Origin of the sequence: Photorhabdus africana, assembly GCF_035181445.1 — a bacterium.
GTDB lineage: Bacteria > Pseudomonadota > Gammaproteobacteria > Enterobacterales > Enterobacteriaceae > Photorhabdus > Photorhabdus laumondii.
Map to the genome: position 1 here is coordinate 105,091 of NZ_JAXBVE010000014.1, position 16,641 is coordinate 121,731.

The 16,641-nt window shown below is 42.2% G+C and carries 12 protein-coding genes; 3 read left to right on the forward strand and 9 right to left on the reverse strand.

The genetic code is table 11. The features are described 5' to 3' along the window. Positions 1-2 precede the first annotated feature (2 nt). Positions 3-992: a tRNA-modifying protein YgfZ gene (gene ygfZ, locus SLS51_RS10280; RefSeq protein ID WP_323837979.1), complete on the forward strand. Its 990-nt coding sequence runs from the start codon at positions 3-5 to the stop codon at positions 990-992. Between the two features lie 11 nt (positions 993-1,003). Next, a complete protein-coding gene (locus SLS51_RS10285) occupies positions 1,004-1,609 on the forward strand; it encodes an HD domain-containing protein (RefSeq protein WP_323837981.1) in 606 nt (201 codons plus the stop codon). Between the two features lie 763 nt (positions 1,610-2,372). Here the strand turns inward: SLS51_RS10285 and SLS51_RS10290 are convergent. The 9 genes from SLS51_RS10290 to SLS51_RS10330 all read right to left on the reverse strand — a co-directional run bounded on the left by SLS51_RS10290 (position 2,373) and on the right by SLS51_RS10330 (position 15,195). Then, positions 2,373-3,677 (reverse strand): hypothetical protein, encoded by a 1,305-nt coding sequence (locus SLS51_RS10290; protein ID WP_323837983.1) that lies wholly within the window; start codon positions 3,675-3,677, stop codon positions 2,373-2,375. 812 nt (positions 3,678-4,489) lie between these two features. Beyond that, complete coding sequence (locus tag SLS51_RS10295; protein ID WP_323837985.1) at positions 4,490-5,785, reverse strand: hypothetical protein; 1,296 nt, start codon at positions 5,783-5,785, stop codon at positions 4,490-4,492. Between the two features lie 937 nt (positions 5,786-6,722). Next, positions 6,723-8,255 carry an MFS transporter gene (locus tag SLS51_RS10300; protein ID WP_323837987.1) on the reverse strand — a complete coding sequence of 511 codons (1,533 nt, stop codon included), beginning with the start codon at positions 8,253-8,255 and terminating at the stop codon, positions 6,723-6,725. A 21-nt stretch (positions 8,256-8,276) separates the two neighbouring features. Further along, on the reverse strand, positions 8,277-9,164 hold the full coding sequence (locus SLS51_RS10305) for a prephenate dehydrogenase dimerization domain-containing protein (protein WP_323837989.1): 888 nt from the start codon (positions 9,162-9,164) through the stop codon (positions 8,277-8,279). Beyond that, complete coding sequence (pabB, locus tag SLS51_RS10310) at positions 9,157-11,232, reverse strand: aminodeoxychorismate synthase component I (protein WP_323837991.1); 2,076 nt, start codon at positions 11,230-11,232, stop codon at positions 9,157-9,159. Before pabB ends, SLS51_RS10305 begins: the two co-directional genes overlap by 8 nt. Then, a complete protein-coding gene (locus SLS51_RS10315; protein ID WP_323837993.1) occupies positions 11,213-11,554 on the reverse strand; it encodes a chorismate mutase in 342 nt (113 codons plus the stop codon). Before SLS51_RS10315 ends, pabB begins: the two co-directional genes overlap by 20 nt. 60 nt (positions 11,555-11,614) lie before the next feature. After that, positions 11,615-12,889 (reverse strand): 8-amino-7-oxononanoate synthase family protein, encoded by a 1,275-nt coding sequence (locus tag SLS51_RS10320; RefSeq protein ID WP_323837996.1) that lies wholly within the window; start codon positions 12,887-12,889, stop codon positions 11,615-11,617. A gap of 24 nt (positions 12,890-12,913) precedes the next feature. Continuing rightward, complete coding sequence (locus SLS51_RS10325; RefSeq protein ID WP_323837998.1) at positions 12,914-13,765, reverse strand: HemK/PrmC family methyltransferase; 852 nt, start codon at positions 13,763-13,765, stop codon at positions 12,914-12,916. After that, the gene (locus SLS51_RS10330; protein ID WP_323838000.1) at positions 13,762-15,195 is read right to left on the reverse strand and encodes an NAD(P)/FAD-dependent oxidoreductase; all 1,434 of its coding nucleotides are present in this window, start codon (positions 15,193-15,195) and stop codon (positions 13,762-13,764) included. Before SLS51_RS10330 ends, SLS51_RS10325 begins: the two co-directional genes overlap by 4 nt. A 1,322-nt stretch (positions 15,196-16,517) precedes the next feature. Between SLS51_RS10330 and SLS51_RS10335 the strand changes: the two genes are divergently transcribed. Continuing rightward, a partial coding sequence (locus SLS51_RS10335) for a DUF4277 domain-containing protein (RefSeq protein ID WP_229008984.1) occupies positions 16,518-16,641 on the forward strand: 124 nt, incomplete at its 3' end.

Genomic DNA, 16,641 nt, shown 5'->3' on the forward strand with positions numbered 1-16,641 from the left:
TCATGGCTTATAAAACTCCGTTTTCTTCACAATCTCCATTGTCTTCATCAATCCTTCCCCTGACGTTAATATCTCTGGATGACTGGGGATTGGTAACAGCAACTGGACCGGATGCAGAAAAATATCTACAAGGTCAGGTGACAGCGGATATTTCTGCACTTGCAGCAAATCAACATGTGCTTAGTGCGCACTGTGACGCAAAGGGTAAAATGTGGAGTAATCTGCGCCTCTTCCATCGTGGTGAAAGTCTTGCTTATATTGAGCGCCGTAGTGTGCTGGAGAATCAGCTTACAGAATTAAAAAAATATGCGATATTCTCTAAAATTGCTCTTGCACAGGATGAAAATGCGGTATTGCTAGGCGTCGCAGGTAAAAACTGTCGGCAAGCATTAAGCGGCCTCTTCCCAACCTTGCCGGATGCTGATAACGCTGTCGTTGCACATGAAGCCACTACTCTACTCCATTTTACCTTGCCGTCTGAACGTTTCCTTCTGGTAACAAACACCGCAACCGCTGAACAGTTAACAGAAAAACTTCAAGCCCGGCTTAATAACAGCGAACAGTGGTTAGCTCTGGATATTGAAGCTGGCTTCCCAATCATTGATGCCGCAAATAGTGCGCAATTTATTCCTCAAGCAACTAACCTTCAGGCATTGGCAGGGGGGATATGCTTTAAAAAAGGGTGTTATACCGGTCAGGAAATGGTCGCCCGTGCTAAATACCGTGGAGCAAATAAACGTGCCATGTACTGGCTGGCGGGCAGTGCCTCTAAAATTCCGATGGCCGGAGATGATTTAGAATGGCAATTAGGAGATAAGTGGCGGAGAACGGGTACCATTTTGGCTGCCGTTAAGTTGAATAATGATAATATCTGGATACAAGTCGTCATGAATAATGATATGGAAAGTCATAGTGTATTCCGCGTCCGTGACGATGAAGGGCATTCCCTCACTATTCAGCCTCTGCCTTATTCTCTCAACGAAGAAAAATAGATGAGGTTTGTATGTCGTTAGCAGTATCTGTCGTTGATTTTGGCCCTTTTACCAATATCGTCGGTTTTTTAATGGAGTTGGATAAGTTAAAGAAAGTTCAGCGGCGAATTAAGTTACTGGATAACCATCGTCAGGAAAATTCAGCCGAACATAGCTGGCATTTAGCTATCGCCGCCATGAGTTTTGCGCCATATGCACAAGAAGTAGATATCCAACGAGTTATCCAGATGGCATTAATTCACGATATCGTAGAAATTGATGCGGGTGATGTGATGGTTTACGATTTGACGGCTCGTGAAGCTATTCATGAACAAGAAGTTAAAGCCGCCAACCGTCTTTTTGGTTTACTCCCCGAACCACAGAAAAATCATTTTATGTCACTTTGGCAAGAGTATGAAGCAGGAGAAAGCCAAGACGCCCGTTTCGCCATTACACTGGATAGACTAATGCCGATGCTGATGAATCTGCATAATAAAGGACAGAGTTGGGTAGAAAATAATATTCGTTTTGAGCAGGTGATTAACCGCAATAAATTTATTGCCAATACCTATCCTGAATTGTGGCAATATCTGCTGCCACAATTGGAAATCGCACAGAAGAAAGGTTGGTTGAAATAATTTTTCTCGAAAATTTTACACTACAAATTCAGTGCACACATTAACCCTATGGTGCACTGAATTAACGACAGAACGACAGTCGTTTTGATGAAAAACCTTAGATTTCACCCCGATAATCTCACTATTCTTAATCTACTCGTTTCCAAACAGTTTGTGTTTAGGAAATGGAAATAGACTTTCTTTAATCGCACTCTTGCAATTCGCCGTTAACATATATACCCGTCATTTCTCATTTTTTCCATTAATTATGGAAAATATTTCTGTGATACGCCACTACCTTTTAATAGATACTAATTAAATTTCAATTTTATACTTATCTCATGAAGTATTATTATAAAATACAAATAAAAACAACAAGTATAATTGTATTTTCAAAAATCACCATAAGATATAAACCCATAGATATTATTGAATAATGAAATTATGAAATTATGAATATAATTTAAATTAAAAGTAGAAAATAACTCTCTTTACCAGAAGAGGATTTTTCCACGAATAAACTCAACCTTTAAATACGCTACATTCTTGACCATCACGAGTTATGTCGTGAAGACGTTCAAGTTTGATTTTTTGTTCTGATGTAATAAATATTTTCATGGCGAGAACAATGATCTCCATTTCGGGTAAAATCAAGCATCTTCAATGAGTACGGGTATACAATTAAATATTGCTTGCACAGAAAAATAAGACCGCCAATTATGCAAGCTGGATTCAACTAATAAGTGAATTTTTCAGGAGAGGCGGTCAGTTGCTATACTTCAGCTTATTTATAGTCTTCAAGCCAGTCTAAAGTCTGATTATCACTATGCTGCCGTGCATTACCGTTAACATATATCTTGCCAGAAGTCCCTGCATTGCCGGATTCTCCATCATTACCCGCTTCACCAGATACTCCAAGATAACCATTAGCATTTAATCCTCTACTACCAACGCCACCTACTCCGCCTATTCCTCCCCTACCACCGCCCCCTCCATTACCGCCATCACCTCTATATGACAGAGCATTAATTACTGGCTGACCCTGAGTGAAATTAATATATATGTTACCACTGTCCCCACCGTTACCCCCATTACCGCCATCTCCTCCATTACCGCCATCCCCTCCCCTTCCTCCATATCCAGCACTACATTTATTTGTTGCAGCTCCTCCATTTCCACCATTCCCTCCATTCCCTCCATTACCGCCATATCCACCCTTTCCACCCTTACCACCTATCGATGCCGCATTGACTACTCCAGTAAAAATGTCAACATTAATAATTACGTCATTTGCACTGCCACCTCTTTTGCCATCCATCCCTTGTGCTCCCGAAGAACCGCCAGTTGCATCAGTACCTGGTGTGGATTTAACAGAGCAACCATGTTTATTCTCTGAACCAATATTACCATTGCTGCCATTAACCCCATTACTTCCCTGTTCACCTTCAAAACCATCGCCTCCATCAGAGCCTTTACTGATAATGCTCTGCTTTTTATCATTATTGCTGTTCCCTACAATAGTATTAGCTTCGATCTTACCATTAGTGCGGTAAATAATTTGACCTCCCAGTTCAATGATTATCTGGTCATATACCAAGACAACGGGTTCGCCATAATCATCTTTATCTTCAACAAACAATGGTGCATCTGCGGTAACAGTGATTCTTTCGCCAACGTATAACGCAATCTTTATTGGGAAACGCTTAGCATTAAGCATTTCCTCATAATCTTTGACTAAAGCAGAATTACTATACATATAGGCCCTAAAAGCTTTACACAAATCAATATGATAACCCGTGACATTTGCCAGTCGTTCAGCAGAAAATGGTTCAGGTAACGGATGATGAGGTTCCATTTTGCCAGGGCCATACTCACTGTCAGGTATACCGCCGAGTGCCTTCAACTCTTGTATGGTTTGTACCGTAAAAAATGCAGGTGGCACAGTCGCTGTCTTCGGATCGTTAGAGAATATTACCTTGCCGTCAAAATCCGAGGTCTTAAGTTGCTTTGGCTGCCGTTCTACACCAATCAGATGATGATTTTGATGTAATATTGCCAAAGTTTCAGCAACCGTTCTTATTTTATCCATAGATATTCTCCAGAGTTTAAATTTATACCCGTCATCTTTCAAGTTGCCTCTTTGTTGGCTGCACTCTCTCACCCCGGTCACATAGTTATCTATGCTCCCGGGGATTCGCTCCCTTGCCGTCGCGATGCATCTTGAAATCTATAAGGTATATACCCGTCATCTTTCAAGTTGCCTCTTTATTAGCTGCACTCACTCCGGTCACATCGTTATCTATGCTCCCGGGGATTCACTCCTTTGCCGTCGCGATGCATTTTGAAATCCATAGGGTATATACGCATTTCAACAACGGGTATGCCAGAAAAATAATTTCTATAAGAATAAATTAGGCAAGTATTTATCCACGTTACAGAAAGCGATTGAATGCGATATTTAAATGACACAATTTAAAATATTAATGTAATTTCCCACTTTTTTCATTAATTAAGGAGAATATTTCTGTGATACATCACAACCTTTTAATAAGTACTGACTAAATGCTTCAATTTCATATTTGTCTCATTAGGTATTATTAGAAAATACAAATAAAAGAATATAATCATGATTATATTTTTCAAAAATCACATTGAGCAACAAGCACTATTGCCATGCCGATAACAATCGCCATTAATTTACCCAAGAACCAATGCAAAATCGGCTTCATACTCAGCACACTTGTAAAACCTGAGTGGCAAAAAACGAAGCCAACCAGCAAGGCCAGCCCCAATAAGTATTCAGTAATTCATAATGTAAACTACTTGAACATAAGCAAAACCAAGATCTGCCCCCATTTCCCCTTATTTATCGTCGTTCAGACCCGTCTGATCACGGCACCACTAGCGATTAAGTTTCCGATCAGATTCCCGTTCATGACCGTTGACATATATCTTGCCGGTGTTACCGTCATCTCCAAATTCTCCTTTAAGACCATCTTTACCATAGTCTCCCTGCAAACCATGTACACCGAGTACTCTGGTACTATTTCCAGGTTCACCCCCTATTCCTCCCCAACCGGCCTTCCCACCTTCCCCACCAAGACCATTAATTGACACAACCTGAAGTACTGGACTACCGTCAGAGTAATTAATATATATGTTACCACTGTCCCCACCTTTACCCCCCTTGCCTCCATTGCCTCCATTTCCTCCAGTGCCCCCATTTCCTGCCGCCCCAGCAGGACACCACTTGATTGTTCCATTGCCCCAATTACCCCCATTACCCCCATTACCCCCACGCCCCCCAAGACCGCCTCTTCCACCGTTACCACCGTTACCACCTATCGTTGCCGCATTTACTGTTCCAGTAAAAGATTGACTAGTAGTAATAGTCAGGTCATTCGCATTTCCAGCTGCTGCACCATCCCCCCCTAATCCTCCGACAGAACCGCTGGCTCCATCAGTACCTGATGTGGCGCTAATTAAGCAGCCATTTTTACTATCTTTACCATCTTTACCATCACTGCCATTAGCCCCTTGATTTCCTGGCGCACCATCAAGACCATCGGCGCCATTACTGCCTCTATTGACAACATTCTCCTTTCCAGTATTTTCATTCCCTACAATAGTGTTAGCTTCGATTCGACCATTAGTGCGGTAAATAATTTGACCTCCCGGTTCAATGATTATCTGCTCATACACCAAGACAACCGGTTCACCATAATCATCTTTATCTTCAACAACCAATGGATTATCGGAGGAGATAATCATTTTCTCACCACTGTATAACGCAACCTTCATCGGGAAGCGCTTAGCATTAAGTATTTCTTCATAATCTTTGACTAAAGCAGAATCACTATAGATATAGGCCCTAAAAGCTTTGCACAGATCAATATGATTACCAGTGACATTTGCTAGTCGTTCAGCAGAAAACGGCTCCGGTAACGGATGATGGGGTTCCATTTTTCCAGGACCATACTCACTGTCAGGTACACCGCCAAGCGCTTTCAACTCTTGTATGGTTTGTACCGTAAAAAATGCCGGTGGCACAGTCGCTGTTTCTGGATCGTTGGAGAATATTACCTTACCGTCAAAATCCGAGGTCTTTAGTTGCTTCGGCTGTCGTTCCAGACCAAACGGATAATGATACTGATATAATATTGCCAAAGTCTCAGCAACCGTTCTTATTTTATCCATGAGAATTCTCCTGAGTTTAAATTTATACATTTAGAATAACTTCATATCATCTAACCAAGTTCCAAAGTCTCTACTACTATCACTACTGGTTATGTCTCTAATTTGCTGATAGTCAAAATTTTGCCTCTGGCTAATCACCAAATTAGCCATAACGAAAGCACCGATTTTTCTGGCAAAATATACAGCCACTTCAACAACAGGTAGGCCAGAAAAATAATTACGATGAGAATTAATTAGGTAAGTATTTATTCGCTTTACAGAGAGCAATTAGACGCAATATTGAAATTATGCAATTTAAAATATTAATATAAATTCCCACTTTTTCCATTAATTATGGGAAATATTTCTGTGATACATCACTATCTTTCAATAGTAGCCAATTAAAAATTTCAATTCTATACCCGTTATCTTTCAAGTTGCCTCTTTGTTGGCTGCACTCACTCACCCCGGTCACATAGTTATCTATGCTCCCGGGGATTCGCTCCCTTGCCGTCGCGATGCACCTCGAAATCCATAGGGTATATATTTATCTTATTGAGTATTATTAGAAAACACAAATAAAAACAATAAATATAATTATATTTTTAAAAAATCACAGAAAAATAGAAAACTATAGATATTATTAAACAATAAAATTATGAATGTGATTTAAATGAAAATAAGAAAATAAACGCTTAAATGACCGATAAAAAAGTAAATAAAATAACCTTAGTAATAGGCAATACATCAAAATAACTGAATCAAACAATATACCCGTCGTCTTTCAAGTTGCCTCTTTGTTGGCTGCACTCACTCGCCCCGGTCACATAGTTCTCTATGCTCCCGGGGATTCGCTCCCTTGCCGTCGCGATGCATCTTGAAATCCATAAGGTATAGAACCAAATCAATAATTATCATGATGCAGTGCAGCCATTTCCAATGGCTGCATGTCAAACTATCAATATTCAAGCACTTGTTCTTTCTGCGGAGCTTTCAGCAAACGCCAAGCGAGCAATACCACTCCTGCGGTCAATACCACGGTCATCCAGCTCATCATATGAATAGCGCTGGTGAATGATTCCGCCGCTGCTGTCATCAGCTTCTGCCCCTCTGATTCAGCTAATGAGTTCGCGACAACGTAAGCCCCCGCTAAAGTCTCTAAAGCTAATCCCGTCTGTTCCTGAGAGATCTCATTTGGTAATTGCAATGTTATACGATAGAAAGCAGTAACCAATCCCCCCAGAATAGTCGTGCCAAGTACAACACCCACTTCATAAGCCGTTTCGCTTATTGATGATGCCGCCCCTGCTTTAGAGGAGGGTACTGACGAAAGCACCAAATCGTTAGACACCGAAGCAATGGCCCCCACACTAATATCTAATAATGCGAAAGCAACAATCAGAGTGACTAAATCACTGCCGATACTCGCGACCAGAAGAAATGCAATACCTGCAATACTCAGCAAAATTGGCACCAGATAATGAGCCGGAACCCGTTGAGCAATAGGCACTATCGCCATACCCATAACAATTGCCATTATTTGCCCGGGAACCAATGCCAGGCTAGCCAAAATCGGCTCCATACCGAGCACAATTTGCAAGACCTGTGTGGCAAAAAAGACAAAACCAACCAGCAATGCCAAACTCAGTAAGTTAACAATAATCGAACCCGTGAACATACCATTGCGGAACAGAGAAAGATCCATCAACGGCACAGGCAGACGCTGTTGTCGGCGAACAAATAGCACACCAGCAATAAGACCAACCGACAGTTCGAGTATTACACTTATTTCAAACCCATCACTAGCAAGGTGTTTAATCGCGTAAACAATACCAACCATAGCAACGATCGATAACAGAACACTATACACATCGATAATGCCCGTCTGTTTTTTATCGGACTCTGGCAATAACATCGGTCCGAAGATCAACAATGGCACTAATACTGGTACTGCCAATAGAAAAATTGAACTCCAATCGAAGAATTGTAATAGAACACCACCCACTACAGGACCGACGGCCGAACCGATAGTTAATGTTGTCGCCCAGATAGCAACAGCCAATCGACGCTGTTCACGATCCTCAAAAAGAACGCTGATCAAAGCCAAAGTTGAAGGCATCAGCATCGCACCAAAAAACCCAAGTACGGCTCGCCCTAAAATCAATTGTTCAGGTGAAGTTGACAGTGCCGTGAACACCGAAATAACCGTGAATCCCAAAGATCCAAATAACAGTAATGAACGATGACCAACACGATCACCAATACTTCCCATTGAGACCAGCAAACCAGCCAATGCCAATGAATAAGCATCAATTATCCATAATTGCTGACTCGCGCTGGGTCCCAGAGCTTCAGCTATTTTTGGTAAAGCAAAACTTAAGATCGTATTGTCCACAGTCACCAGTAATACGGGTAACATCAATATCAGTAATCCCAGCCAATTTCTGAGTCCTGCCCGCCCGTTAGCCTCAGCAACTCTATTTAACGACATCCCCTCAACTCCTTTCCTATATTATTCAAGCGTTGAAAAAATATGCTGGCAATCAGCCGCACTGATATCAAGCTGTTCCCCCAATTGTTGCGCAATATCTCTGAGGTTATAGCCAAATTCAGTTTGATCGCCAGCCTGTACTATCGAATCTAACTGTTGTATGGCATGCAGCAACGCCTGACGCGGTTCGGCAGCCATCGGATTTTCATATTGAACGTCCCAGTACACTTCTATTGGATTGCGTAAGATCCTTGATAATAACGCCAGCATTGTACGCATGGGCGGTGGCGCAATAGTTGCCAAGGTACGAATATCTAACGGGCTTTTCGCCAACACCAAGCCAAAAATCAGTATCGCGGCATGAGGTAAAGCCTGACAAAGCGCCATAACCCGATCGTGTTCCTCCGGTGTCATCCTACTGATACGCATATCGGCCTGCATCAATACCCGCTCAATCCAATGTTCACTAACATGACAGTTATCGAGAATGACTGCAACTGGCCTTTTTTGCTCCGGCAAAGATGGCGAGAACATCGGGTTAACACCAATGAAAGGCTGCCCGGGGGCGGCAGCTCTTAATGCAGAATAGAAAGGGGCCTGAACTGAACAGGTTGACACGATCTGTACATCATCACCAATAGCAGATAACACCCAAGGCAACGCTTGTATGGCAACCGCTTCCGGTAAGGCAAAGACGACCGCCTTTGCCTCACTCAAAACCGCTCCAGCCTCAGCAGCCGGATTTAAGATATCAATCTGATAGTAATGAGAATGATAGTGATGAGAACGCACTCCCTGCGTTCGTTTGTCAACACTGTATACAATGTGACCACAGCGAGTAAAAAGGCGCTCTAATAAAGAACCAATAGCACCTTGCCCACCAAGAATGACCACTTTATGGTTACTCACACACTTCCTCCGCCATCTGACTAAAACTGAAATATGGCACACTCGCTTTGACCAATGTCTCTTCAAATTCGCCATAAGGATCAGAGTGAGCAACAATTGCCCCCCCAATGCCGAATTCAGCACACTCTTGATGTAATACCGCGGTACGTATCACAATGCTCAATTCCACTTCACCACTGAAAGACAACCATCCAAGCGCACCAGAATAAACACCGCGAGCCGATGACTCCAAAGCATCAATAATCTCCATCGTGCGCTTCTTCGGCGCGCCGGTCATTGATCCTCCTGGAAAACATGCCCGGATAGCCTCTATGGATGACGTTTCTTCACATAATTGACCGCGTATGGTCGAAACCAATTGATGTACAGAAGAAAAACTCTCAACTTTAAATAATTCAGGTACATGCACACTACCTGGATGACATACCTGATTAAGATCATGGCGCACCAAGTCCACTATCATCAGATTTTCTGCTCTGTCCTTAGTTGACTGGCTCAATTCCATCTGCAAATGCTGATCATCGGCTGCCGTTTTTCCGCGTGGCCGGGTCCCCTTAATCGGTCTGGATTCAATATTTCTGGCCTCATCAATACGTAAAAACGTTTCTGGTGATGCGCTGAGTACAGAAAAATTCCCACATGCCAGATAAGCGCCATAAGGTACAGGACTGGCATGACGCATACGCCGATAAGCGTCCAATGGATGTCCTGAATAGGTCATCTTTGCCCTATTCGTCAGACAGATTTCATAGGACTCGCCATCTGTGATGTATTGGAGTGATTTATGGATTCCAGCCATATACTTCTCAGCGCCATATTCCAGACAAATTTTATTCTGATCGATAGCGCCAGGAATAAAGTCAGGTATCACTTCACCGGTATTTTTTGCCATGGTAACCAAAAGTTCCGGTGACCAATGATGTGGCTGCCCTACTGGTGTGATAAGACATTCATAAAGTTTACTCTGTTGATGATCGAATACAAAAAAATGCGGAGTAAATATTAAGCTGGCATCAGGATGTTCTGAACGGTATTTGTTGTTGCCAATTGTCAGCGCCTTTAATTCATATCCTAAATAACCAACAAACCCGCCTTTAAATACCAATGGCATCGATTTTGGTATCAAAATTTCCACCCTATCAAGCAATTCAGACATCAGTGAGAAAAAATCTCCCTGAACAATCCTCTCGCCATCAGGACCGGTTAAACGCAAACTCTCCGTCTGTACACAGTATTCAAGTCTGACCGCGCCCTGTTCATTACCGCTGCCCATCATTGAGAAGCGAGCATTGGGTCTATCAGAATTTTCACTATCAAGCCAGAAAGCGTGTGTATCATTGCCATAACGTTGAATGAACAAGGATTCAGGATCGACTATCTCCTTACATTCACGATAATTCAGATTGAGATCTTGTCTTCCACCTACTGCAAGATAAGCCTCATTGATATCAGTACCTATATTCTGAGCGGTAACTTCCTGTTCATTATTCTCTTTATACGTCTCCGCTATCCGCACGAAATTACTGAGTAGCTCACGCCCATATTCAGAATCAATCGATTCAGGATGAAATTGAACCCCCCAGATCGGCCTTTCAGTGTGCTCAATTGCCATGATTAAGCCATCATCAGTCCAGGCAGTACATTTTAGATTGTCGGGCAACCGGGTACATACCAACGAGTGATATCTGACCACTTCAAACTGTTCAGGCAAACCGAGGAATAATCCTTCTCCGGTGTTCCTGATGCGACTGCGATAGCCATGTACCGGATTGGGGGCATGTCCTACCAAGCCGCCAAATGCCAGGTTAATCCCCTGATGACCGAGACAAATACCCAACAGTGGCACTTTGGCACGTGCAATAACTTCAGCACAGACCCCAAAATCACTGCTCTCAGCCGGATGTCCTGGCCCTGGAGAAAGGACTACCGCATCATATTCGTCTATCGTTAACTCTTCATAAGTCAAAGAATTGGTGACGACGGACGGCACACTGCCCGTCACTTCATACAGATATTGAGCAATGTTTTGCGTAAAGGAATCATAATTATCAATGAGCAGTATTTTCATTATTCTTTACTTTCTCGTGTAACAACTGGTCAATCAACTCTTCTTCTCGACAGCAAGTCTCTTCGACAACCAGTTGAAATATTGATTCAGTATATTCAGGCCGTAACCCAAAATCTGTTGATTTATCCCGCAACATATCCAATAACGAGGTAATACGTTGTGGCTGCATCATCGGAATATCCTGTTCTGCTTTTACCTCAGCGATTTTCATGCAGACTTTCATACGTTCAGAAAGCAGTGCCAAAATCTGCATATTAATAACATCCAGAGATTCCCTGTAAGGTTGTAATATGTCCTGTTTATTTATTATTGCTTGAGTCATATGTTTGATCTTTGTCACTGATTCATTTCAATTATCTATATATCGATAAGCTGGTGTCATTTACACCTGTGGAACCACAGCCTGTGGCTCAACCCAATTCAGCCCTTTTTCCCTTATTTCAAATAAGGTATTTGCTAGCTGCTTGATTTCACCTGCCTGATGCTCACTAGAGAAAGCAAAGCGTAACATTGCATTGCCATCCGGGACCAGTGGATAAAATACCGGGAATAATAAGATGCCGTTATCACGCAGCAAACGAGCAGCTTCAAGCCCTTCCGCTTCATTTTCGAATAAAGCGCCGCGAACGGGAGATTGCACACCCGCATTCATCAAACTGTTCTCCATCAGAGAATCAAACAGATTAATGTTTTTCCATAACTGCTCCTGCCGGATTTCTATCTCAAGGCTGAGATGAAGTCTTGCTGAGGCAACGTTAGCGGCCAACATCGGCACCATAATCGAATGACCAAAAACCAGAGGATTCGCTAAGGTACTAATCACTTCGACATCATCGGCACCTGCAACCACCACAAAACCCCCGGCGCCACCAAATGCTTTGGATAATGAACCTGCCAGTATGAGGTTGGATGGCAAAATATGGTCAAGTGCAGCAAAGGCATAACCCGCACCATGACGCCCCATAATGGAAATACCGTGAGCATCATCTACATAGACATAGCCTCCAGCAGCAGCCAACTGTCGCGTTAATTCTGCAACCGGAATTAAACCATTCATTGAACCAATACCATCAATCAGCAGGATAGGCGTCCGCTGATTCTCCTTACAGTTCTGCAAAGCTTGCTGTACTGACTGCGTATCAGCACTATCAACCCGCGATACCGGTCCGAACTGTTCGAGAATACCGCGTAAGACCTGCATAGAAGCGTGAGCAGTTTTATCCACCAACCAATGTACAGGCCGGGAAAGAGGATAGTTAGGTAGAGAGCCACTCCCCAATAACGGCAATACACCAAGATGAACATTACTGGTGGAAGTAAACACCGCAACGGCACCCCCCGGATAAATCTCTTCCAGCAGTTTCTCCAATTGCCCCAAATATTGCGGGCGCATCGCTCCACGGGATGATGACAAATGTATCCCTGTTTTAGCCATTGCCTGATTTGCCGCTTCGATTAAGGCAGGATGATGTTCCAATCCTAAATAAGAACAGGAAACAAATTCAGTAAAAACTTTTCTTTCTTCTGTAATAATTTGCTTACCTTGGCGTTCTACTACAGTGAAACTGGTCAAACCTTCATCGATAGCCTGTGCTAAGGCGCCGGTTGTCCGTGACCGGCGAATTGTCATCCAATCCTGCTTGTGTTTTACATTCATTATTTAGATTCCAACTATCTAAGTTCAAATGCGCTTACAACCAACAGTGATTACCGAACTGCCCGTTGTGTCAGAAATATCTTCATCGATAATGGTTCGTACCGAGGAGAAGCCAGACTCTGAAAATAATGTTCTGACACTCTCTCCCTGACTTTCACCATGTTCAATAACCAACCAACCTTCTGATTGCAGTAGCTGTTTAGCTTGTTTGATAATCAACCGCGTTAAATCAAGCCCATCATCCCCCGAATACACCGACGCATAAGGATGATGCTCCTCCCATTCCGGCAATATCTCCTGCTGTTCTGGCACATAAGGTGGATTAGCCACAATCAACGCCACCGATCCGTTAAATTGGGAAAACGCTTGCCAATCCCGTAAATCTGCTTTTAATGCATCGGCTTTAATCGCCCAATTCGCCAACCGATAGAGATTGCGTGTCAGGTATTGAAAAGCCACATCATCATATTCGACACAAGTGACCTTTAAATCCGGGCGACGTTTAGCAATGGCTAGACCGATGGCACCACTGCCGGAGCATAAGTCCAGAACCACTGCCCCGTGAGGTGTTTGATATTCATTCTCCAACCATTTATGAATAACCTGGCTATGAGGGCGCGGAATAAATACCCCGGTCCCCACCGTCAGAGGCAATCCATCAAAATCCGCAGTACCGACAATATGCCCAAGGGGTATCCGGTTACAGCGTTCATGAACCGCAAGCATAAATTCATCACGGGCGCGATCTTGACAGCGCCTTTCCAGATAACGGTCAATCAGGCACGTGAGATCGGTTTCCACATCCCAAACGCCAGCTTCTGACAGTAATTTTCTGGCGTTATCAATGACAACTTGATCTTTCAGCGAAACACTCATGACCATGCCTCATAATAACTACGTAACCGTTCACGCATGGATTGATAAATATGAGAGAAGGCAACCAACTCTGGCGGTGGCGTGAATTGAGGGTGAAGAGACTCAATTAAGTTCTGATAATTACGCATCATCCCTTCATTCAGCAGTGGCAGCCAGTAAGGTTTAATATCCCAACGATATTCGTAACCGGTAGCAAACATTTGTTGGGCGGTCTCTTTAGCCATGACTTCACGGGAGAAACCCACCAACGGAGGACGAACTGGATTGAAATCATCAAGATTAATGAGTGTATTTTCTATTCCCGTCAAAGCGTTGGCGATATAATCCGCTAATAACGGTGACTGATGTAAGCCATCGCGATAAGTCCCGGTCGCCAGCCAAAGACCATTCACGCCACATTCACCAATCAACGGGAACCCATCAGCAGGAATTGGCCGGTTACCAACCTGAATTGAGAGGATCTCAGCATCATGTAAGTTAATATCCAACTGATCTAACGCACAATCCAACAAGAACTGCACATCAGAAACCAGTGCCTGACTGCGTGGTTTTTCAGACAGAATATTGGTCGCGCCAAGATACAGCACACCATCACCACGTGGCACACAATGCAGCCCACAGGCAAATGCCCGGTTAGGGGTACGGATGACCGAGGTCGGCAACTCTCTGCCTTTTGGCATCTTGACCAGAATGGATACCCCATAACCGGCAAAGATTGGCGGAATCTGGCGAACAATAGAAGGGATATTTGATAACAGATCCAACGAGTGTGCACCAGCAGCCACGACGACCTTATCTGCCATTAAACGTTCACCACTCAGCAATTCGACACCGGTAGCTAAACCCTCCTCAATCAACACACACTTAACATTCTCTTCTTTAAGAACTCCACCCTCAGCCACGAATGCCGCATCCAGCTTTTCCAGCAATAAATGCGAGTTCAGCGCATGTTCGTCAGGGATGTACAAAGCACGCAGCGGACGCACTAAATCGTTGGGCTTTAACCACTCAATTTCACGCGGATCAATGGTTTCATAAGGTGCCGCATAATCGTTTAGGGTTTGTTCGATAGCGTCATAATTGATACTGTCAATCTCTTCCATCCCGGCAGTATTCAGTATCACGTGAGTGCCTTGAGCCGTGAACAGCGATCGGGTATCACCGGAAGCGTCAGCTAACCGTTGCGCCCAGGCCGGCCAAAGCGCTTTGGAAATACAATCCATATTCAATTTCAACTTACCGTGTTCACTCGCTAATAAACCACTGGTAATCTCGCCAAAACAACCATTCATTGCACCCGCCGCTTTGGAAGCAGCATGAGTTCGATCAGTCTCTCCAACCCTACAAACCGAAAGATTTCTGCTTGCCAGCTCATAGGCGATTGAACCTGCAATTGCCCCTGAACCAACGACAATAAAGTCGTATTTCACTTATTTACTCCTATATGGCCTGCGGCCAATTTATTTTAAATATGTTGTCAATAACGACGGACAAATAATTACCGCCCTCTTATAGTGAGGATATTTTTACTGCTTTACATCAATTGTAAAAAAATAACCCTGCATTCATCAGCAATTAAAATGACGAATCACATTCAGATTTACACTAAATTTAAAAACAAATATGCAATAACAAATCATCACATTAGAAATAGTTTCATTTATTATCAATTAAATATAATCACCCATGTTAATTAATTTATGAAAATTAAAATTCATAACAAAAACAACAAATTGAACAATATCACGAAATGCCATTTATATTAAATGCATATAATAACTATAGATATTATTATGTTTGAAATAACATCCGCAAATCAGGGAAGAACAATAGTCATCAAATACAAAACTGTCAAATAAATTTAGTCCTATATTATAAATAAAAAAATCATATAAATGTTTTCAGTATAAAATAAAAACAACTTATATTTGAATTGTTACGGGGAACAATATTCTAAATTCCTTTTATTCTTCAATAAAAAAACAAAAATTCTCAATAAAGGTGTTTTTTTAAATTTATATTTGCTATCAACTTTCACTAATATAGATGAATAAAACACATAAGTTATTATATCTTTATTGACTATAATATTAGTGATTATTTATACCCAATGGATTTCAAGATGGATCGCGACGGTAAGGGAGTGAATCCCCGGGAGCATAGATAACTATGTGACTGGGGTTAATTAACTACACCTTATTCCAATGTGATAAAACAGGTATTAAGAAAATCCATTTTTATCTTTCAGAGTGGTTTTAAAATCAGGAAAAAAGAGCAAGTACATCATGTTTTTAACATTATTCACTTGCTCTTTTTACTTGCATTTCCTTTTTTAGCGATCGTAACCGCCTTTTTATCGGTAATGATTCAACTAAAGGTTAAAAAAATCAGCACATTATTAATGCCCGATTTTAAAAGGTATAACGTGATTTTAAAAAGCTTATTTATTTTCATATTTAACATATCTATCGGTGATATTATTCTTCTCTTGTCTTACTGCCATGATTATTTGAAAGTGAGAGTAAAGAGTAATTAAATCTTTTATATAAAAGGTAGATTTAATTCAATAAGTAAAAGAATATTATCCATACAGTCTGATATTCAAATGTTTTATTTTCATCCGTCATTCCGCACCGTATTTCTGATTTAAAAATAGTGTGATCTTACACAGGTTTTTTGTATTGATGACATCGGTGGGGTTGACGGTAATCGCCAATTTTGATCTATTACTTTTATTTGCCGGAAAGCGAATATGTCCACACCCGTACCTGCCATTAAACGTCTCGATCATCTTGGCCTTATCGCCGCTTTTTGTCATGAAGCCGGTTTACCCCGCATGATTGATGCCATTATCCCAAAATATTCATCGCATACCG

Excerpts from the sequence above, each read along its gene's own strand:
- ygfZ (WP_323837979.1), top strand. The coding sequence starts at position 3 with ATGGCTTATAAAACTCCGTTTTCTTCACAATCTCCATTGTCTTCATCA.
- SLS51_RS10285 (WP_323837981.1), top strand. The coding sequence starts at position 1,004 with ATGTCGTTAGCAGTATCTGTCGTTGATTTTGGCCCTTTTACCAATATC.
- SLS51_RS10315 (WP_323837993.1), bottom strand. The coding sequence starts at position 11,554 with ATGACTCAAGCAATAATAAATAAACAGGACATATTACAACCTTACAGG.
- pabB (WP_323837991.1), bottom strand. The coding sequence starts at position 11,232 with ATGAAAATACTGCTCATTGATAATTATGATTCCTTTACGCAAAACATT.
- SLS51_RS10290 (WP_323837983.1), bottom strand. The coding sequence starts at position 3,677 with ATGGATAAAATAAGAACGGTTGCTGAAACTTTGGCAATATTACATCAA.
- SLS51_RS10325 (WP_323837998.1), bottom strand. The coding sequence starts at position 13,765 with ATGAGTGTTTCGCTGAAAGATCAAGTTGTCATTGATAACGCCAGAAAA.
- SLS51_RS10300 (WP_323837987.1), bottom strand. The coding sequence starts at position 8,255 with ATGTCGTTAAATAGAGTTGCTGAGGCTAACGGGCGGGCAGGACTCAGA.
- SLS51_RS10295 (WP_323837985.1), bottom strand. The coding sequence starts at position 5,785 with ATGGATAAAATAAGAACGGTTGCTGAGACTTTGGCAATATTATATCAG.
- SLS51_RS10320 (WP_323837996.1), bottom strand. The coding sequence starts at position 12,889 with ATGAATGTAAAACACAAGCAGGATTGGATGACAATTCGCCGGTCACGG.